The 18615-nt window shown below is 41.8% G+C and carries 17 protein-coding genes and 1 tRNA gene; 8 read left to right on the forward strand and 10 right to left on the reverse strand.

Features of this window, described 5'->3' with window-relative positions:
* Positions 1-194: 194 nt before the first annotated feature.
* Entirely contained in the window at positions 195-2546 is a 2352-nt protein-coding gene (locus tag K0S23_RS05710; protein ID WP_300355458.1) for a TonB-dependent receptor, read from the forward strand.
* Positions 2547-2567: 21 nt separating this feature from the next.
* Complete coding sequence (locus tag K0S23_RS05715; protein WP_300355460.1) at positions 2568-3791, forward strand: DUF4374 domain-containing protein; 1224 nt, start codon at positions 2568-2570, stop codon at positions 3789-3791.
* Between the two features lie 73 nt (positions 3792-3864).
* Here K0S23_RS05715 and K0S23_RS05720 read toward each other — a convergent pair whose 3' ends face one another.
* On the reverse strand, positions 3865-4197 hold the full coding sequence (locus K0S23_RS05720; protein ID WP_300355462.1) for a gliding motility-associated C-terminal domain-containing protein: 333 nt from the start codon (positions 4195-4197) through the stop codon (positions 3865-3867).
* 116 nt (positions 4198-4313) lie between these two features.
* Between K0S23_RS05720 and K0S23_RS05725 the strand changes: the two genes are divergently transcribed.
* Positions 4314-5165 (forward strand): hypothetical protein, encoded by an 852-nt coding sequence (locus K0S23_RS05725; RefSeq protein WP_300355464.1) that lies wholly within the window; start codon positions 4314-4316, stop codon positions 5163-5165.
* Here K0S23_RS05725 and K0S23_RS05730 read toward each other — a convergent pair.
* From K0S23_RS05730 to K0S23_RS05745, 4 genes are read right to left on the reverse strand one after another with little or no spacing between them, the layout of a single operon-like run.
* Entirely contained in the window at positions 5162-6046 is an 885-nt protein-coding gene (locus tag K0S23_RS05730) for an SdiA-regulated domain-containing protein (RefSeq protein ID WP_300355466.1), read from the reverse strand. The genes K0S23_RS05725 and K0S23_RS05730 overlap by 4 nt on opposite strands.
* 50 nt (positions 6047-6096) lie before the next feature.
* Positions 6097-6468 carry a hypothetical protein gene (locus K0S23_RS05735; protein ID WP_300355468.1) on the reverse strand — a complete coding sequence of 124 codons (372 nt, stop codon included), beginning with the start codon at positions 6466-6468 and terminating at the stop codon, positions 6097-6099.
* Positions 6468-7496, reverse strand: coding sequence for a glycosyltransferase family 2 protein (locus K0S23_RS05740; protein WP_300355470.1), 1029 nt, complete (start codon positions 7494-7496; stop codon positions 6468-6470). Before K0S23_RS05740 ends, K0S23_RS05735 begins: the two co-directional genes overlap by 1 nt.
* Positions 7497-7504: 8 nt before the next feature.
* Entirely contained in the window at positions 7505-8959 is a 1455-nt protein-coding gene (locus tag K0S23_RS05745; protein ID WP_300355472.1) for a GWxTD domain-containing protein, read from the reverse strand.
* Between the two features lie 177 nt (positions 8960-9136).
* Between K0S23_RS05745 and K0S23_RS05750 the strand changes: the two genes are divergently transcribed.
* Positions 9137-9221: transfer RNA gene (locus tag K0S23_RS05750), tRNA-Ser, on the forward strand.
* Positions 9222-9503: 282 nt separating this feature from the next.
* Here the strand turns inward: K0S23_RS05750 and K0S23_RS05755 are convergent.
* Positions 9504-10238: a DNA-formamidopyrimidine glycosylase family protein gene (locus tag K0S23_RS05755; RefSeq protein ID WP_300355474.1), complete on the reverse strand. Its 735-nt coding sequence runs from the start codon at positions 10236-10238 to the stop codon at positions 9504-9506.
* A gap of 117 nt (positions 10239-10355) precedes the next feature.
* Entirely contained in the window at positions 10356-11327 is a 972-nt protein-coding gene (locus K0S23_RS05760) for a manganese catalase family protein (protein ID WP_300355476.1), read from the reverse strand.
* Positions 11328-11769: 442 nt separating this feature from the next.
* On the opposite strand from K0S23_RS05760, the gene K0S23_RS05765 reads away from it, so the two are divergent.
* From K0S23_RS05765 to K0S23_RS05775, 3 genes are read left to right on the forward strand one after another with little or no spacing between them, the layout of a single operon-like run.
* Positions 11770-12129: a nuclear transport factor 2 family protein gene (locus K0S23_RS05765; protein ID WP_300355478.1), complete on the forward strand. Its 360-nt coding sequence runs from the start codon at positions 11770-11772 to the stop codon at positions 12127-12129.
* A gap of 16 nt (positions 12130-12145) precedes the next feature.
* The gene (locus K0S23_RS05770; RefSeq protein ID WP_300355480.1) at positions 12146-12679 is read left to right on the forward strand and encodes a cyclic nucleotide-binding domain-containing protein; all 534 of its coding nucleotides are present in this window, start codon (positions 12146-12148) and stop codon (positions 12677-12679) included.
* 56 nt (positions 12680-12735) lie between these two features.
* Entirely contained in the window at positions 12736-13311 is a 576-nt protein-coding gene (locus K0S23_RS05775; protein ID WP_300355482.1) for a DinB family protein, read from the forward strand.
* Positions 13312-13379: 68 nt separating this feature from the next.
* On the opposite strand, the gene K0S23_RS05780 is transcribed toward K0S23_RS05775, so the two are convergent.
* The gene (locus K0S23_RS05780) at positions 13380-13727 is read right to left on the reverse strand and encodes a tRNA-binding protein (RefSeq protein ID WP_300355484.1); all 348 of its coding nucleotides are present in this window, start codon (positions 13725-13727) and stop codon (positions 13380-13382) included.
* A 107-nt stretch (positions 13728-13834) separates the two neighbouring features.
* A complete protein-coding gene (locus tag K0S23_RS05785; RefSeq protein ID WP_300355486.1) occupies positions 13835-14230 on the reverse strand; it encodes a lipocalin family protein in 396 nt (131 codons plus the stop codon).
* Positions 14231-14569: 339 nt separating this feature from the next.
* Between K0S23_RS05785 and K0S23_RS05790 the strand changes: the two genes are divergently transcribed.
* Complete coding sequence (locus K0S23_RS05790) at positions 14570-15229, forward strand: hypothetical protein (protein ID WP_300355488.1); 660 nt, start codon at positions 14570-14572, stop codon at positions 15227-15229.
* A gap of 82 nt (positions 15230-15311) precedes the next feature.
* On the opposite strand, the gene K0S23_RS05795 is transcribed toward K0S23_RS05790, so the two are convergent.
* Positions 15312-18581 (reverse strand): S41 family peptidase, encoded by a 3270-nt coding sequence (locus tag K0S23_RS05795; protein WP_300355490.1) that lies wholly within the window; start codon positions 18579-18581, stop codon positions 15312-15314.
* Between the last annotated feature and the right edge of the window lie 34 nt (positions 18582-18615).

An 18615-nucleotide genomic window follows, 5' to 3' on the forward strand; every position in this document is an offset into this window, starting at 1 on the left:
GATGGGCATTAAAACTGTTACGGAGGGGACGCGGTGATCGCGTCCCTTTTTCTTTTATAACAACAATCAGTGAATAGTGACTACTCTCTGGATGGTATTCGACCTTTTTTTTACACCCAAAACGGTATTGGTTCAAGCCTGAAACGGAATGTAATTTTGCAAAAAATATCTGAAGCCAGATAAACAACACTTTTGTGAAAAATATATTTCTTTTTATTCTTTTAATGTCAAGTCCGCTTTTGTTTGCTCAAAACGGAGTGATAAGCGGGAAGATTCTCGATAATGATCAGGCAGTTCCATTTATTACCATTGCATTGGAAGGGACGGAATTGATCGCAACGACGGACGAAAACGGAAAGTTCCTGCTTTCAAATATTCCATTCGGGAAATACGTGTTGAAAACACAGAGCGCAGAGCATGAGCCTGTAGAAAAACAAGTTGATCTGAATCAGCCGGCACTTGATTTGGGAGTTTTAAAAGTGATCAAAATTGCCCAGATTGATGAAATAACAATTTTAGCTAAATCCAAAGTCCAGGAGGTGAAAGAACAGCCCTTTGCTGTGGAATCGATTGACATGAAACCGGTTCAGAACTTGAATCTCAATGTCAACCAGGTCTTGAACCAGTCAACCGGGGTCCGCATTCGTGAAAGCGGTGGCCTGGGTTCCGATTTTGTTTTCTCACTGAGTGGCTTTACTGGAAACCAGGTGCGCTTTTTTGTTGACGGATTACCAACTGATGTAATGGGAAGATCTTTCAGTATCAATGCAATTCCGGTTAATAACGTGGAACGGATTGAAATATATAAAGGGGTTGTGCCGATCAATTTGGGGTCGGATGTTTTGGGCGGCGCGGTCAATATCGTCACAAACAACGGCATTAAAAATTTCCTGGATGTTTCATATGGCTTTGGGTCTTTCAATACGCACCAGGTAAGCTTGGTAGGAAGATACACCACCAAGAAGGGGTTCATTGTCAGCGCAAGCGCATTTTACAATTATTCGGACAATGATTTCAAGGTCGATATCAATTTATTTAATAAGCAGACAGGGAAGATTGATGATCAGACTACTTCTGTTCCCCGTTTCAATGATGCTTTCAAATCTGCAACCGGGATGCTGGAATTTGGCGTGGTCAATAAAAAATGGGCTGACCGTTTCTTGTTTGGTTTAATTGCGAATACCACATATAAAGAAGTACAGCAGGGAGCAAACATGACTATTGTTGCAGGCGAAGTACACCGCACGGAAAAGAGTTTGATCCCAACCCTGAAATACGAAAAGAACAACCTCTTCATCCGGAATTTGAGTTTAAAAGTATCGGCTCTTTATAGTACCATCGAGCAAATGACAGTGGATACGAGTTCCCGGATCTATGATTGGAGCGGTAATCACACGATTAAATCTCTGTCGAATACTTCGGGAGAATTGAACTGGTATAAAACCCTTTACAGGTTTAATGACCAGGCTGGATTGGCAGTTGCAACTTTGAATTACAAACTGGGAAAATACCATCAGTTTACTTTGAATAATACGTATTCCCGTGTCAGGAGGGTAGGGAGCGATCCGCTGAAGGTTGATCCGCTTCCGTTTGAGGATCCGAATATTTTGGAGAAGAACTTTACGGGAATTGCTTACCAGTTGAAACTATTCCGCGACCGTTGGACAACTTCGGTTTTCGGGAAGATGTTTAACATGAATTCGGTTCTGTATAAATCAGATGATAATACCGGTGAAGTTCGTAGGGCAGATAACCAATTTCAATTGCCGGGATATGGCATCGCAAGCAGTTTCTTCGTGCTGAGCTACCTGCAGTTGAAAGCTTCTTATGAAAATACTTACCGACTGCCGGAAGGACATGAAGTTTTTGGAGATGGATTGTTGCAGCTTCCCAACCCGGATTTGCAGCCCGAGAAAAGTCAGAACTTCAATGCCGGCTTTCTCTTTGGAAAACGTTTCAAAAAGCATTTGGTGAATGTCGACTTCAATTACATGTACCGTTTGCCTGAAAATTTAATCCGCTCGGTGGCTATTGGAATTACTTCCCGTTACGAAAACCTGAGCCAGGCAAAGGTGAATTGTTTTGAAGGAGCGATCAGTTATTCTTATAACGACCAATTCAAAGTGGAATTCAATGCTACTTACCAGAACATTCTGAATGCTTCTTTGAAACCAAACGGGGAACCGGATGAATTGTACCTGGATCGTTTGCCCAATGCTCCGTACCTGTTCGGGAACGGTTCCTTCACATATAACTCAAAGCAATTCGGGAAGCACAAACAGCGTGTCGGATTCAACTGGACAACTTCTTACATCGAAGAGTTTTATCTGAAATGGCCGAGTCTTGGATCTTTAAATTCAAAATTCATTATCCCGAGACAAGTGGTGAGTAATGTTTCCCTTAGTTTCACAAGTCATGCAGGCCGGTACAATGTTTCCGTATCCTGTATGAATCTCTTTGATGCGATGTGCTACGATAATTTCCGGATTCAAAAACCGGGCAGAAGTTTTAATGTCAAGCTTCGCTACTACCTGCAAAAACAATAATTAGAATCAAAAAAAGTCAAAATGAAAACAAGAAGTACACTTGTAATTGCTGTAATCTCCCTTTTGGGAATGACAACAATTGCTTCATGTAAAAAGAAAAAACCGACTGAAGAGGAAACACTGATTCCTTCTTCAGGATATGTTTTGGGATTGAAAACCACCAGTGCCGGTGCAGATGCCGAATATTTGGTAACTGCAACAGATCTGATGTCCGGAACAATTTCGGCTACAGGTAACGGAATGGAGCAAATGGGGTGGATGTATTACCACCAGGTAGGAAATAAGTATTTGGCAATAGATTACACCAATAATGTTTGTACGGGATACCAGATCGCAAACAGCAGCTTGTCATCTACCGGAAGTTTTGTGTTTGACCGCCTGGATGCATTGACCAACGATCCGTCCGGAAATGTATTTGCGGTAAGTGCGCCTTGGGGTGGAGGTTCATATGATTGTAAGTTCCAGACGATCAACCCGGGTTCAATGTCGATAACAAGCACACAAAATGTGGTGTTGAATGTCCTGTACAACGATACAATGGCACAATTGAATATGTGGCCGACACAGACATACATCGAGAACGGGAAATTGTTCGTGTCTTACTACCCGCTTCATGGAGCTTCATGGGATACTCCTCAAACAGACACAGCTTATGTAAATGTGTACACTTATCCGGGTCTGAACTATGTTTCAACATTTAAAGATACGCGTACCGGCCCGATTGGGTATTACGGTGGTTCTCCGGCAATGATCGTGGACGAAAACGGAAATCATTATACCTTCTCTACTTGTTCATTGGCAGCAGGATTTACACAGTCTACAAAACCTTCCGGGATTTTGAAGATCAATGCAGGCCAGCAGCAATTTGATAACAGTTATTTCTTCAACATTGAGTCTTACGGTTATAAAATGCTTACGGGAACATATGTTGGAAACGGGAAAGTGGTAGCTCGTGTAATTCCAACAGGAAGTGATAATCAAATGTGGGGAGCTTTCAGTATTGATAACCCGATCTGTAAGATTGCTGTCTTGGATCTGAATAGCCAAACGTTCACATTGGTAAATGATGTTCCTGCACACGGCGGACAATATTACACGCCATTCCATATCGAAAATGGCAAAGTATTTATTTCAGTGAATACAGGTACAAGCGCTCACATCTATCGGATTGATCCTTCAAATGCATCAGCGCAGCAGGGCGCAGCAATTGACGGGAAATCAATCCAGTGTTTCTTCAAATATTAAACACATACCTATAACCCGTTTACTGCGAACAAAAACCGTAGGGTGATTTACTCTACGGTTTTTTAATGTGAAGTCACAATAACTGGAAAAACCCGTTTTGATCAATCTTGCTTCCGTCCTGGAAAGTTCCTTTTATAGTAAAGAAATAGGTTCCGGGATTTTTTTCCTGTCCCTGCCAAAGATGATCCAATTGATTGGAAATATAGAGTACATTTCCCCAGCGGCTTATGACTTTGATTTCTAATTCAAGAAGCGGGCAGGTACTCTCAAAATGTACTTGGATTTGATCACTGTCAGCTTCTTTTTCAAGCTTGCTCGGTGCTTTAATAACACATTGGGTTGACGTTTGTGCAGATAGGATTCCGCAGAAAGCCAAAAACACAATAAGAAGGGCGAATTTTTTCATATACCTGTTTACAATCGGAAGCAGAATAGGTTCATATTGAGCATACTTGGATGGAAATCTATCGAAATTAACGTTTACTTCGTGAAAGATTTCTAATTTTACGGCAAACTTAAAAAATGAAATCTGCAGCTCTCCTTCTAGCTCTGGCTATTGCCACACCTATTGCTATTGCCCAAAAAATCGAAATATGGAAGCCGAATAAAAAAGGCTCGTTTTATGTTTACTGGGGTTGGAACCGGAGTGCTTACACCAAATCAGATATCACCTTTTGGGGTAAATCATACGATTTTAAGTTAAATAATGTCATCGCAAATGACCGCCAGTCCTTATACCGGGCGAATTTGTATTTGAACCCGTCTACCATGACGATTCCACAATACAACTTAAGGTTTGGCTATTACCTGAAGGATAAGTACGAAATCTCAATCGGGGCAGACCACATGAAATATGTGATGAAAAGCATGCAGACAGTTGATATGGAAGGAAATATTGAGAATTCCGGAACTGCTTATGATGGTGCTTACGACCACAAACCAATGGTGATGGATACTTCATTCCTGATGTTCGAACACACGGATGGTTTGAATTATTTGAACGCGGAAATAAGAAGATCCGATGCCCTGATCAATGTGAGAGGTTTTAATTTGAGTACTGCTTATGGTGTAGGTGCCGGAGTATTGGTACCGCGAACAAACACAACGCTTTTAGGAAATCAAAGACACGATGAGTTTCATCTGGCGGGTTACGGGCTTGGTTTGGTTGGAGCATTGAAGTTGAATTTCTTCAGGTATTTCTTTATCCAGGCTGAAGCGAAATACGGCTTTATTCATATGCCGGATATCCGTACAACTACAGATCCTGCCGACAAAGCGAAACAGCATTTCTTCTTCATGGAGTATGACGTGGTTTTCGGGGCTCAATTCCAGTTAACAAACAGGGTTAAGAGTTCCGTCAGGTTTAATCGTTAATTCTTTTCTTCGGAGAAGAGTAAGATTTTCGGATTGCCGGCCTGACCTTCGTTGGAAATGTAGAGATCGCCGTTTTGCATAATGGCAATTCCTTCTGCTTTATTAAATTTTTGAGGATCTAAAACTTCCAGATGCTGAATCTGCCCCTGTTGGTTGAAGACGAATAAATAGTAATCGGAGGCACTTAAAACGTACAGTAATTGACTTTTCGGATGAATGTATAGGCCTGAAAGCTGGAACTTCAAAGCAACTTCCTGCTCTTCCGGATTTTTCCTGCTTTCCTTTGTAGGTAGCTGAATCTGATTTGATTCTGCAAATTCTTTGATGGTTGTAATATCGTAGGTGTACAAAGGACTTTTTACCAATTGTTTCCTGCGGTAATCAAAAGCATAAATTGTGCGCAGATTTTTATAAGCAGGACCTTTCCCGACTTTACTTTTTGAACCGATCAGCAAGCGTTTGTTCTCTTTGTCGAAACACAAGCCTTCGTTGTCTTTGTTTGGAATCCCGGTTTCAATAGAATCAATATCAGGATTGTTTTTGGTAAAATCGTGGATTTGAAAAAGCACACCGTCACTGCGCAAAACATAAAGGTCTTTTCCAACAGGAGCAATTCCTTCATAATCCCCCGGTCCGGCGAAATGGATTTTGCGGCTGACGGTTTGTGTGGTCAGATCAAACAGAAACGCAATTCCGGCTTCATCCTGAACACAAGCCAGTGTTTTGGAGTCAATAACTGTTAGTCCGGAAACCTCGTGAAGTTCGTTCGGCAGAATAATGCATTGTTTTTCCTGTTTCAGTTGATAGGGTATAGTATTTTGAGCAAGAATAACCTGCTGACCAATAAAGATAAAAAGTCCAAGAAACAAACTTGTTTTCATGTGGTAAATTTAAGAAAGAGCAGACAGCTTGGTCTTTGATTTAAGACAAATTAACTCCCGGAAGTCATTTCGTGGAACAGCTTTGCATTTCGGATGAGTTCGAGAAGTTCCGGTTTTTTGAGTAAGCTGGAACTCAGTTCGACGTACCGTGTTTTTTTTCCTGCCCCCTCCAGTAAACCGTGCTTATTCGAAAGTTCTGCTCCTTTACTGAAAGAGAGTTTTACTCCTCTTTGAGAAGGGAGAAGCACACAAACCATTCCTTTGTATCCGGGTCCATAGCTGAAAGCAAGCATCTTTGCCGGAATATCCAATTCCTGGTGACTGCCGGGCAGTTCGCGTTCAAGTAAAAATTGGGCTTCAAGAAATAATTCTCTAACCGGATGCGGATATCCTCCTAAAAAGATTGCTAAGGCAGAACTCATTAAAGATCAAATTTTCGTTGGTTCAAATCCTTAAATTTAGTAACCTTTTGAATATAAAGTGCCCAAAGAATACTTCCCCGGTAGAAGGAAACGGGTATTTTTTTGTCCAGTTTCTTCCATTTCCTGCGCTCTTTGATGGAAGATGGAAGGTGATTGTAGAAAGACATGTGGGCTTTAAACACGGCACCGAAATGCGGAAATTGCCCTTTCAGTAAAAAGATAAGAGCTGCAAGTCCGTCGAAGCAAAACCTCCTGAAAAGTACATAGGTCAATGCGGTGCGCTGATTTTTGTGGATCATCAGAAGACTGTTCCGGAAGTTCAGGAAAGTCTTTTTGGGGTTCATGTAATTAAGCGTTCCACCACCGACGTGATAAACCACACTCAGCGGATTTACTTCAAAATGAAGTCCCATTCGTTGAATTCGCCAGCAAAGATCGATTTCTTCCATGTGGGCAAAAAAGCGCTCGTCCAAACCTCCAGCTTCCCAATAGATCTCCGACCGGATCATTAAACACGCTCCGGTAGCCCAGAATATTTTGGAAGGATAATCGTATTGACCTTCGTCTTTTTCTACATGGTCCATAATTCGCCCGCGGCAGAAAGGGTAGTGGTATTTGTCCAGGAAACCTCCCGAAGCTCCGGCATGTTCAAAGGTGTCGCGCAATTTGAACGAATGAACTTTTGGCTGACAACCGGCAACTTCTTTGTTATTCATTGTTTCAACCAAAGGTAGAAGCCAGTTTTCACTTACTTCCACATCGCTGTTGAGCAGGACATAATAATCTGCTTTAATTTGTTTCAGAGCATCATTGTAGCCTTTTGCAAATCCCCCGTTTGAACTGTTGACTACCAGTTCCAGGTCTGGAAAATGTTCTTTCGTCCAGGCTACGGAACCATCCGTCGAGGCATTATCTGCCAGGACCACGCGAAATGGTTTGGAATGCATGATAACTTCCGGCAAAAATTGCTCTAAGAAATGTAAGCCGTTCCAATTTAAAATGACAACGGCAATATCAGGATTTTGCACAGATGAGGTTAATCTTGTTTGTAATAGTAGTTGCTGTTTCCTCCGTATTGACTGTTTCCTTCTGTGTTGTCAACACTGTTGCTTGAATTGTTTCGTTTTACGAGCATTTCCTGCCATTTGTAATTTTGCTGCTCTCCGACCATATCCGAATGAAGCAAACGGTATGCATTGTTTACAAGGTCGGGGTTGTAGAAGACGAAGCGCTTATTGCTGAATGTTTTGATTTTGTAATAATGCCAGATCTCATACGGGTATTCCGATGGGGAAGTTTCGCGCACAATGATCGTGTTCGGCTGTCCGTATTGCAGGAAGACTCTTCCGCGGTCAGTTTCAAATCCGTCCTGGAAATTGTTCCCGTAATTCTGTTGAACCAGGATGACATTTTTCTTGTAGATCAGCCATTGGGAAGTTGCATTTGCCCCGGATGTCTGAACCCAAAATTGCTGAATGTGTTTGCGGCACAAATCAGGACTGTTTGCTTTCAGTGTTTTAATAATGGATTTCACTTCTGCAGGTCGTGCGATAGGAATCAAACTTGCCAGGTAGTACTTTAACGAATCATCTGTAATGGAAGCCTGGAATGCGGGATCGAGGATGATCTCATCTACAGTTTCCGCAAGTTCAATATCATTGATGCGTTCAAAGAAGTAATCAGTCGTCTGACCGATTGTTTTGCTGTTGCGGTCAATGATCTCCAACGTAAGGTGATAAGACCCGGAAGGCAATTTTGAAATGTCTATATTTCTAAGGATCGGAACAACCGGACTGGGTTTGATTTTTGTAAAACGCGAAAAGCCGGGCATTACTTGGTTTGTCTGGGTAGAAACAATTTGCTGTCTCAATCCGAAGCTGCTGTCTTGGATCAGGTTCGTATTGTATAATTCCACGTAATAGGGAATATTTGTCATGTATTGATTATAGAAGTTGGAGATTCTGGGGATAATCTCGTAACCGCTTTTCTGAAAAGGAGATTCCATATTGTTGCTTGGTGAAGCAACTTCTGCAACTAGGATGTCTGAAGTGGATACTTTTGTGAAATGGTCCGGAATCGTGATCTCAAGTTGTCCGTCAAGGGTTTTGTCTTTTCCGTTTAGGTCCATTAAACTTACATGCGCAATATAATTTCCGGGCTGCAGAGGAATGCGGATATTGTCAAAAAAATCTTCCACGATCGAATCGCGCATTCTAGGACTTTCCAATGCAAAAGCATTGGTGTAAACAGTATCTCCGCTCGGCTGGCTGGTTACGATGGTAGAAACGGCAATCTTTGCCTGTAGCGCTGAGTCAACGGCTGTAAATTTGATAGTATATGCTGCATATTGAAACTGCAGATCGATATATGGTCCTTGTTCAGGTGAATAGTAACTTTTATAATCAATGAATGCTTTCATCTGATTTTTCTGTCCAAAAGAATTTGAAACGAGAATCAATAAAGTCAAAATCACCAAAAGTGGCTTTTTCATAATTCTAAAAATAGTTATTGTAAAGTTAATGAATTTGAAAGGATTTACCGAAATGGAATACTGATAAAAGAAAAATCATTGATTAAACGGTGCTGATTTTCAGGTAACAAGTAAATAACTTTTATTTTTTTTTCAATTAATACTTGTCAAAAAGGAAAATAGCACTACTTTTGTCGCGGAGAATTGGCAGAGTGGTCGATTGCGGCAGTCTTGAAAACTGTTGTACCGCAAGGTACCGTAGGTTCGAATCCTACATTCTCCGCAGGAAATTGAATCCCGACAACCAAAGGTTCGTCGGGATTTTTCTTTTGCGGCTCATCGAAATGTATTTCGATAGAGACACAATGTTTGAGGCGCTTACCAGTCGCCTCCGTATCTCATAAACAGTATTAATCATTGCTTATTTGGTTCAAAAGCGAGTGTCCGCCGCGGCGGAAGCCAATAATTTGCGTATTTGTGGTAGAAAATTAAGTCAGGGTATCAATTGTGATTAATTCCCGATGCACCGCGTCCCTACATTTTACATCATATTTCAATAAATTATTTACACATACAATTTCTGGCAGTTCGCACAGACGAAACTGCGGCGTTTTTTGACACCCGTAATTTTTCTGACGATCGGCAGGTTACAGCGCAAACACCAATTCTTGGTATGTGCCAGCCAGTGTTTTTTCAATTCGTATTGTTTTTTCCATTCCAGGAATTGGAAGCTGTAGATCCGGGCTTCTTCAATAAGCTTGTTCAGTTTTGCAGCTGGCAATTTCCCCACCAGTGATTCCGGATGGACTTTTATGCGGTAGAGGACCTCGTTCTTGATAATGTTCCCGACCCCTGCAAAAATATCCTGTTCCAGCAAGGCATCGCAAACCAGCATGTTTGGACGTTCTTTGAGCTTTGTTTTCGCTTTTCCGGGATCCCAGGCATCATTCATTACATCGACACTCCAGTCGTAATGAGAATCCAGGTCGTCTTCCAGGAATTTCACCGAACAGGAATAAAAATTCAGTTCACCGTTCTCAAAAGTAAAGGACAAACGCGCCGCTGCGTCCGGTTTCTTTTCATCGATCCGGTAACTGCCGAACAGCAGGAAATGGATCCGGAGGGTGAAGCCGGTGAAGCAGACCAGGAAATGTTTTCCCCAGCTTGCAAATGCGAGAACCTTTTGTCCTTCCAGGCGGGACTGATCAATTTTGCTGTTGCCGCTCACTTCCAGGATCTTTCTTCCCGAGAATTTCAGGGCTTCTTCTTTTAAAATAACGATAGACGGACCTTCGGGCATAGTGCTTTGTTTCGTGAGAAAAAAACTGCCGATGCAGTCTCAATTGTCAGTGCATCAGCAGTTCGATTATTGAAAGAGTATTAATCACACGGAAGATCTGCGCGATCCTTTCTGCGATTATTTACCACCAGACTTTTTCTTTTTGGATGCTTTATCCGGGTCGATATCCCAGTTGTATTCCCCATTTTTAGGCAAAGTAGCCAAATCAACCTCCGCTTTGCGTTCTGCACTTAAAGCCTTATTGGTTTCTTGCACGGATTTTTCTGTCCGGTTAGTTCCTGAAGCTTTCTCATTCAGCAGACTTTCCGTATCTCTGATGTGTTGCACCGGTTCTTCAACAACTTGCCATTCTTCACCCATTTCCGGACTTTTCCCTTCGTTCCATGGACCGGAAAAACTTCCTTCCGACATATTGAAGTATTTGTTGCTAAATTTGGGATCGCTTTGCAAAATACCCGGAGGGAAGTTCGGTTGAATACTTTCCAGTGCTGCCTGGAACATCTGCAGATGAGCCACTTCACGTGTCATTAAAAAACGCAGGGTTTCTTTCACATACACATCATCCGTAAATTTCATGAGGTTCTCGTAAACGAGTTTGGCAGTTGCTTCTGCTGCAATATTCACGCGCATATCCACCGTTGGATCGCCCATTCCCATTATGTAGGTTGCTGACCATGGATTCCCGTTGCTGTCGGTCAGAGTTGGTGTTCCTCCGCTCACCAGGAAGAAATGCGGATCTACCAATGCATCGTGAATATAGGTTTCTTTAGCAGCTGTTCCGTCCAGCAATTTATTCAGATCAGACTCGTCCGCTGCATTTTTTAATTCGCCATTCACACCGGTAAGCAACATCTGAATAGTTGCCCCGACAATCTCCAGGTGACTGAACTCTTCCGTGGCAATATCCATCAGCATATCATACTTATCCGGATAGGGTTTCCTGCAGCCAAAGGCCTGTACAAAATACTGCATGGCCGCTTTGAGTTCTCCATTGGGTCCGCCGAACTGTTCCAATAACAAGCGGGCAAAACGCGGATCCGGTTTCGAAACCCGTGCTTTAAACTGTAATTCTTTTACGTGATGAAACATAAGATTTATTTTTAGTAATGAATATTGACTATCGGAAGCCGCACTGCAAATACTGTGGCCTTTCTCAAATTTGACGAGAACCTGCCGGGAATGTGTTATATACCTTCCCTGAAAATTTGCAGGATTTACAGGTTGTGTCGTAGGTTAATATTGGGGTTTATACCAAATTTTAATAATATAGCTTACTATGGCAAATACTCAATATAGATCACGTACTGATCAAGTATGGATCAAGTATGGATATAGTATGAAGGATGTATGCGAGTGTGAAGGATTTAACAAGAGTCCGTCGCGGCAGAAAAACTGAAGTTCCATCTTACGTTCTCGATCCGAAGCGATCAGTTTGCGAATACTCTTCATGCCTGATTTCGCATGCAAAACGCCATTACTTTCCTGTCGGTTTGAACTTTTTTGTATCTTTAAATAGGAAAGATTATCAGATATGACACCCAAAGAAGTTTTAGAGAAATGGATTCTCTTGTTCAACCAGGCAGATGCTGAGCAACTGGCTGAATTGTATGCTGAAAATGCAGTTAACCACCAGGTGGCTAATGAACCGGTGATCGGGAAGGAAGCTATCAGGGAGATGTTTGTCCGGGAATTCACGCATGCCGAAATGGTTTGTATCCCGGAAAATATTTTTGAAGACGGGGAGTGGGCGATCATGGAATGGGTTGATCCGAAGGAAATGCGCGGCTGTGGTTTTTTCCATGTTATTGACGATAAAATTGTCTTTCAGCGTGGATACTGGGATAAGCTGTCCTTTCATAAATTATATGATATTCCTTTAAGTATTCATTAACACTCTCCCGGATAGGATGAAACCTGCAGACCTGATCGAACTGATCAAAGCAAATAAACTGGTAGAAAAGGAAATCACCGTTGAACGCAATGGGTTTCTGAAAACAGCCGGAAGTACCGATACCAACATTTATTTCATAGAAGAAGGGAGCTTACGGGTATTTGTGAGGGATCAACTCGAAGAACGGACCATCCGATTTGGTTATCAGTACAATATTTTGGTTTCTCTTGATTCGTTCTTAACCGGAAAACCTTCGGAATTCGTGATCCAGGCGATCAAAAGAACGCGTGTGAAGGTCATCCCGAAAAAAGGCTTCATGGATTTTATATCCCGGGATGAAAATCATTTGAAATTGTGGATTAAGATCCTTGAAGACCTGGTGATTCAACAAATTGAACGTGAAAAGGATCTCCTGACAGCTTCTCCCAAAGAACGTTTCGAACGCGTATTGAAGCGAAGTCCGGCCTTGTTCCAGGAAATTCCTAACAGGCATATTGCAAATTACCTGAGAATGACTCCGGAAACACTTTCCCGCTTAAAAAAGTCTTGATTTCAATCAATGTTTTTTGGCCTATGTTTCAGGACCTTTGTCAAAAAAAAAAGATCATGAAAATACAGACGGAAGTACTCCTGGTTGATTTGACAAACAGAACAAAACAACTGATCCGGGAAGCCGAAGCCTTCAAAGACCTGGCGGAACAGACCCTCAATTATAAACAGGATCCGGAGAGTTGGAGTGTGCTGGAATGCCTTGAGCATTTGAATTTATACGGACGTTTTTATCTTCCTGAAATTGCAAAACGGATTTCAGAACAATCTTCGTCATCCTCCCTCTCAATCCCCCTCCAAAGGGGGAAGAATGAGTCCGTGTTCAAAAGTGGCTGGCTGGGGAATTATTTTGCAAACAGCATGCTTCCTAAGGAAAAACTGAATAAGATGAAGACTTTTAAGAATATGAATCCACTGAATAGTAAACTGGATAAACAAGTAATAGAGGAATTCATCGGTCAGCAGAACGAAATGCTTCGCTTATTGGAGGAAGCCCGCAAAGTTAACCTGAATAAAACGAAAACAGCGATCAGTATTTCAAAGCTTATCAAATTGAAATTGGGAGATACCTTCCGTTTTGTGATCTATCACAACCAACGGCATATGGTTCAGGCACTAAGAATAAAAAAATGAAAATGTAAAATTGATAAGGATTGGAACGGAATTTAAAATCTTTTCAATTCTTTATTTTACATTTTCAATTACCCAATTCGTGTTCCGTTTTTCACCGGTCGTTCCGGCTGGAGTAAAGTAACTTCTTTGTTCTCGCCAATTCCACCCAGGATCAGGCATTCGCTCATCATATTGGCAATTTGTTTGGGAGGAAAGTTGATAACGGCAACGACCTGTTTCCCGATAAGTTCTTCCGGCTGATACAGATCGGTTACCTGTGCGGAAGTTTTCCGGGTGCCGAATTCCCCGAAATCAATGGTGATCTTATATGCAGGATTCCGGACTTCCGGGAATGGTTCTGCGAAAATAACTGTTCCGACTCGCATTTCGACTCGCATGAATTCGTCCCAGTTAAGGGTCTTGTCTGTTTTCTCCATGTTTAAAATCAATTGACCCAAAGTTAAGGACAAAGGTCAACTCTCTAAACAGATTCCGGCATTTCCTTCTGAATTTATAATTGTGCAAAGGAATACTAGTTCGTTTTTTAAATTTTTATAAACCTGGATTTACACTGCTCCCAGCAACCATGCCCGATAATTAGTGTATAGCCAATTAGTTTATACTCGATTCCATCGCAATTGGTGACAGTAATTGTTTTGTTTGAATGAGAATAAGTTCCGGAGGATGGAGATAAGGCATCTGTTTCGGGAATACATAGATTTCCATTGGAAGTGATGGTGCCGTCCGAATGAAAAGTAACCGTTTTTTCACTTGTAACCGTTTGGAATTCTCCATCATCACCCGGAGAATAATAATACAGACCGGTCAATTTATAAGTGCCCATCAACATGCCGCTATTCGGTGTGTTTTCTTTTTCCTTTTTACAGGCAGGGAGCAAACCGATCCCAAGAAGAGCTAAAAGTAAAAATGCTGTTTTCATACTCATTCAATTAAGCAGGTGATTCATCGAATATAGGTTCTTTGTAATGATTCCTGCGAGTGAAAGGTATAAAGCAATAAATCTGCTGATTGATTGGTGTTTAAAATTGATTCTGATATGAAATACCCAGACACATTCTCCCATGATCACGCAGCTTGGTTCTGTTCATTTGGAACCGCTCAATTCCGGTTTTCTGTCCTCTGTACAAAATTGATGTATTGAAAACTCAACTGTTAGTAAATCCTAAATTCGGTCCGGAGCTCGTTAAATTAAGCCAAAATATTCCAGTCGATTTCTTTTGACATCTTAAGTTTGAGACCTATCATTTAAATTATATCTATGGAATTGCCTAAATTGTTTCAAGTCATCGGTGCGTCCGGTGCAATTTTTCTTACGAGTTTCGGAACATTTGCCCAAATTGAAAATCCACCATCGGTAAAAGGTCGGTGGGGAGTGAGTGCCGGATTAACAATGGACCGATATAAAACAGATGTTTCTGTGTATCGTGGAAATAAGACCATGGGTTTACTGCCTATGCTGACTTACACCCATGGAAAAAACCAATTTGAACTGGGGCCACAGTTTTCACTTTTAAAATCAGGTCATATGGATATTCACCGATATTTTGGAGTGAATCTCAATTACAAACGTTATTTCAATGGATTTGGAAACCGCTTTGTACCGTATTTATATAGTGGAATCGGGTTTTCAACCACTAGTTCTAATACGGTACAGGATAACGGGAGTGGAGTGATTACTTCAAGATACCCTTATAACTACAAACAAGTGGGGGTTAACCTTAGTATTGGTTACGGATTGGAATGGCAGATCGGGAAAGGATTTTATATAGGGTCATCTGTTAGTTTCAACCCAGGTATTTATTCCGTTCGGAAATCTGATTTTATGTCTGACATAGACTGGATTAATAAGAGTAGCGGAACCTTTGGAAGACTTGATTTCAATGTTAATATGCAATTGGGATACCGTTTTGGGAAATAGTTTTAGTGAAGTTGTTGAGACATAAAAAAATCCCCGGTCACTGAGCGTAGTCGAAGTGCCGGGGATTTCTATTTTGATCGGTTTATCTTCCTAATAATACATCAACCGCTTTTTTCAATTGTGCGTCTTCGCCTTTCAACATGGTGTTGTAGTCGTTGGCTACCTTGAAATCCGGCTCACATTGGTTGTTCTCGTAATATTTTCCGTCCATGGTCATTACGCCCACTTGTGGAATTCCGAATACCAGGGAGTTGTCCTGCAGGTTTTCCCACCAAACGGCTGTTCCTGTTCCGGGAACAGGCATTCCGATTAGTTTTCCAATGTTCAGTGTTTTGTAAACAACCGGGAACATGTGTGCGTCGGAATAATTTCCTTCTCCCATGATCACACAGCTTGGTTTGGTCCATTTGGAACCGGGCTCAATTCCGATTTTCTGTCCTCTTGGTACAAAATTGATGTATTGTTTTCCAGACAGGAAGGTCGCCAGGTCGTCATGCAGCCAGCCGCCGCCATTAAACCGGGTATCTACGATCAAGGCTTCTTTATTGATGTATTTACCCATTACTTGGTTGTAGAACTCACGGTAGCTGTGATCATCCATCCCACGGACATGCATGTAGCCCAGTTTTCCGCCGGATAACTTTTCAGTCATTGCCTGCATGCGTTTAATCCAGCGCTGATAAAGTAATTCACTTTGCGCTCCTGCAGAGATTGGTTTGATGATCTCTTCCCAGCGCTTTCCGCTTGCAGGATCAAAGATTGAAAGCAAAACCGTCTTACCTGATTTCCGGTTTAAAAGCGAATAGTAATTCAGATCGGGTTTGATCTCTACACCGTCAATTTTTTCAATAATCGCTCCGGCTTTTACTTTTGTTTCGGAACTTACTAAAGGTCCTTTATCCAATACCTCGGCAATTTTGATTCCTGTTCCTGTAAAACTTTCATCTGCAATGATGCCAAGCTGAGCTGTTTCATCTGCATTTTCACGAGGCGGATAGTAACGGCATCCGGTGTGTGATGCATTTAACTCACCCAATAATTCACTGCACATTTCAGCGAAATCATAATTGTTGTTGATATGCGGAAGGAAGCGGGAGTAAGTTGTTTTGTAATAATTCCAGTCGGTTTTCTGCAAATCTTCCACATAGAATTTTGTTTTCACTTGTCTCCACATATGCTCAAAAAGGTAAGCGCGCTCTGCATAACTGTCCTGTGTGCGCTCTGCTCTGAACGGAATGTCTTTGCGTTCTCCCTTTTCCAGGTCCAGGCGGGTTAATTTTCCTTCGATAACGGCATAGATGTTTTTACCTTCCTTATCCATCGATGTGCTCCAGACGCCACCTGCCTTTAGCGGAATGAGCATCTTTGTTTCACGATCTTTGAAGTTGCGTACATACAAGTTGGTCCCATCCTCATTCGGAGTCAGGTAGTATAATTTTTCTCCTTTTGGATCCAGGAATGCATCCTGCAGGAACGAAGAGTTCTCTGTCAAACGCACCTGGCGGTCCATTAATCCGTCCAGATCAATTTTCAGGGGTTCTGCTTTTTTGCTGGAATCTGCTTTCTCACCTTTTCCTTTTTTCGCAGGTTCAGCTTCTTTGGATTTCTCTTTTTCCTTATCGTTTTTCTCTTTTTGTTCTTTCCAAAGTTCGTAATCAGCCTTTTTCATTTTGAAAAGGTCATAAGCATTCTGATCCAGGAAGATGGCGTATGCATCCTGTTGTGAACCATGACTGGCTACATTTTTCATTCCATCCCTGTTCGAGAACCATAAGACTGCTTTTCCATCCATCTGGAACTTTGGTCCGCCGTTTGAGAATCCATTCTGAGTCAGTTCCAGCATCGGTTTGCTGCCGGTCACATCTACCAGTCCGATCTGTTCGTGCCAATTTCCATCCTGTAGGAAAGAGACCAAAATGTATTTACTGTCGGGTGCCCAGTTAAAAGTTTGGTCCCCGTCACTGTATGAATAGTTTTTTGTTGAAGGCAGAACATTGCGGATCTTCTTGCTGGCGAGATTATAAACACTCACTGCAGTTCTGTTTTCAAGGAAAGCGATCTCCTTACCATCCGGAGAATATTGCGGTTGGAAAGATTCGTTTTCAGTTACGATCAGTGCTTCTTCTTTTAAAAGAGTGGAGGCATAGAAGTAGCTGTCTTCTTTCCGGATCATGCTCGTTTGATAAATTCCCCAGATCTTGTTTCTTTCGGAAGCATATAAAACAGCTTTACCATCGGGTGAGAAACTGATGTTTCGCTCTTCTTCCGGTGTATTGGTAATTTGCTTGGTAACTCCATTTTCCAGTGAAACAGCAAAAACATCCCCGTGATTGGTAAAGACAACTTCCTTTCCGTTGGGAGAAACGGCAATTTCCGAAGCGCTCCCGGTTTCTACTTTGTTTTTAGTATCTGCATTCCGGTCCTCAGCATTGATTTGAATACTGATCTTTTCAGGGTTCTGACCTTCTTTTTGAGTGTAAATCTCCCCGTCATAACCATAACAAAGCGTATTGTTTTCGGAAACCGAAAGAAAACGCACGGGATTTTTATCAAATTTGGAAACCTGGGTCGCTGAGCCTGGTGAACTAGGATTCATTTTCCAAACATTATAAGAACCGCTTTTCTCACTTAAATAATAGATACTGCTTTCGTCGTTCGTCCAAACCGGGTTTCGGTCCTCGCCTTCAAAATCTGTCAGTTTCGTGAATTTATCACCGCTCTTTTCATACATCCAGACATCGCGTGTTACAGATGACTGATGGTGTTTTCTCCAGTTATCCTCGTATCCTTTTTTATCGTGGAAGATCATTTTGGTTCCTGCTTTGTTCCAATGAATGTTCTCAGCAGTAATTGAAAGTTCCTGTTTTTCACGACCACCTTCGACTCCTATAGAATAGATCTCTCCCAAAGCGCCGTATGGAAATTGTGACATAGCTGCATTGTCAATACGCGCAGCAATGAATACAACCCGTTTTCCGTCCGGGGAAACACATTGAGGATAATCATTGCTGGAATGGAGTGTCAGTCTTTTGGTACTTCCACCCTGTAAGGGCACAGAGAATACATCAAAATTCCCGTGGCGGTCTGATGCGAAATAAATGGTTTTTCCATCCGGAGAAAATACCGGCATGAAATCATATGCATCGCTTAAAGTGACAGGAGAAGCCGTTCCGCCTGAGGCAGACACCTGGTAAATATCTCCTTTGTAAATAAATACGATCGTTTTTCCGTCGGGTGAAATAACGGGGTAACGCATCCATAATGGTGAGTTTGGTGTTTGTTCCGGTGGGTTAGGCATTCGAAGGCTCATAACCATTGCGCCAATCATGACCCAAGCAAATAGTTTCTTCATAAATTAAGTTTAGGTTTTAAAAATAGAGAAATAT

Origin of the sequence: Fluviicola sp., assembly GCF_029266855.1 — a bacterium.
GTDB lineage: Bacteria > Bacteroidota > Bacteroidia > Flavobacteriales_D > Crocinitomicaceae > Fluviicola.

Coding starts and splice junctions, on each gene's coding strand:
- K0S23_RS05785 (WP_300355486.1), bottom strand. CDS start 14,230: ATGAAAACAGCATTTTTACTTTTAGCTCTTCTTGGGATCGGTTTGCTC.
- K0S23_RS05755 (WP_300355474.1), bottom strand. CDS start 10,238: ATGCCCGAAGGTCCGTCTATCGTTATTTTAAAAGAAGAAGCCCTGAAA.
- K0S23_RS05775 (WP_300355482.1), top strand. CDS start 12,736: ATGAAAATACAGACGGAAGTACTCCTGGTTGATTTGACAAACAGAACA.
- K0S23_RS05725 (WP_300355464.1), top strand. CDS start 4,314: ATGAAATCTGCAGCTCTCCTTCTAGCTCTGGCTATTGCCACACCTATT.
- K0S23_RS05790 (WP_300355488.1), top strand. CDS start 14,570: ATGGAATTGCCTAAATTGTTTCAAGTCATCGGTGCGTCCGGTGCAATT.
- K0S23_RS05720 (WP_300355462.1), bottom strand. CDS start 4,197: ATGAAAAAATTCGCCCTTCTTATTGTGTTTTTGGCTTTCTGCGGAATC.
- K0S23_RS05745 (WP_300355472.1), bottom strand. CDS start 8,959: ATGAAAAAGCCACTTTTGGTGATTTTGACTTTATTGATTCTCGTTTCA.
- K0S23_RS05780 (WP_300355484.1), bottom strand. CDS start 13,727: ATGGAGAAAACAGACAAGACCCTTAACTGGGACGAATTCATGCGAGTC.
- K0S23_RS05735 (WP_300355468.1), bottom strand. CDS start 6,468: ATGAGTTCTGCCTTAGCAATCTTTTTAGGAGGATATCCGCATCCGGTT.
- K0S23_RS05770 (WP_300355480.1), top strand. CDS start 12,146: ATGAAACCTGCAGACCTGATCGAACTGATCAAAGCAAATAAACTGGTA.
- K0S23_RS05730 (WP_300355466.1), bottom strand. CDS start 6,046: ATGAAAACAAGTTTGTTTCTTGGACTTTTTATCTTTATTGGTCAGCAG.
- K0S23_RS05715 (WP_300355460.1), top strand. CDS start 2,568: ATGAAAACAAGAAGTACACTTGTAATTGCTGTAATCTCCCTTTTGGGA.
- K0S23_RS05765 (WP_300355478.1), top strand. CDS start 11,770: ATGACACCCAAAGAAGTTTTAGAGAAATGGATTCTCTTGTTCAACCAG.
- K0S23_RS05795 (WP_300355490.1), bottom strand. CDS start 18,581: ATGAAGAAACTATTTGCTTGGGTCATGATTGGCGCAATGGTTATGAGC.
- K0S23_RS05760 (WP_300355476.1), bottom strand. CDS start 11,327: ATGTTTCATCACGTAAAAGAATTACAGTTTAAAGCACGGGTTTCGAAA.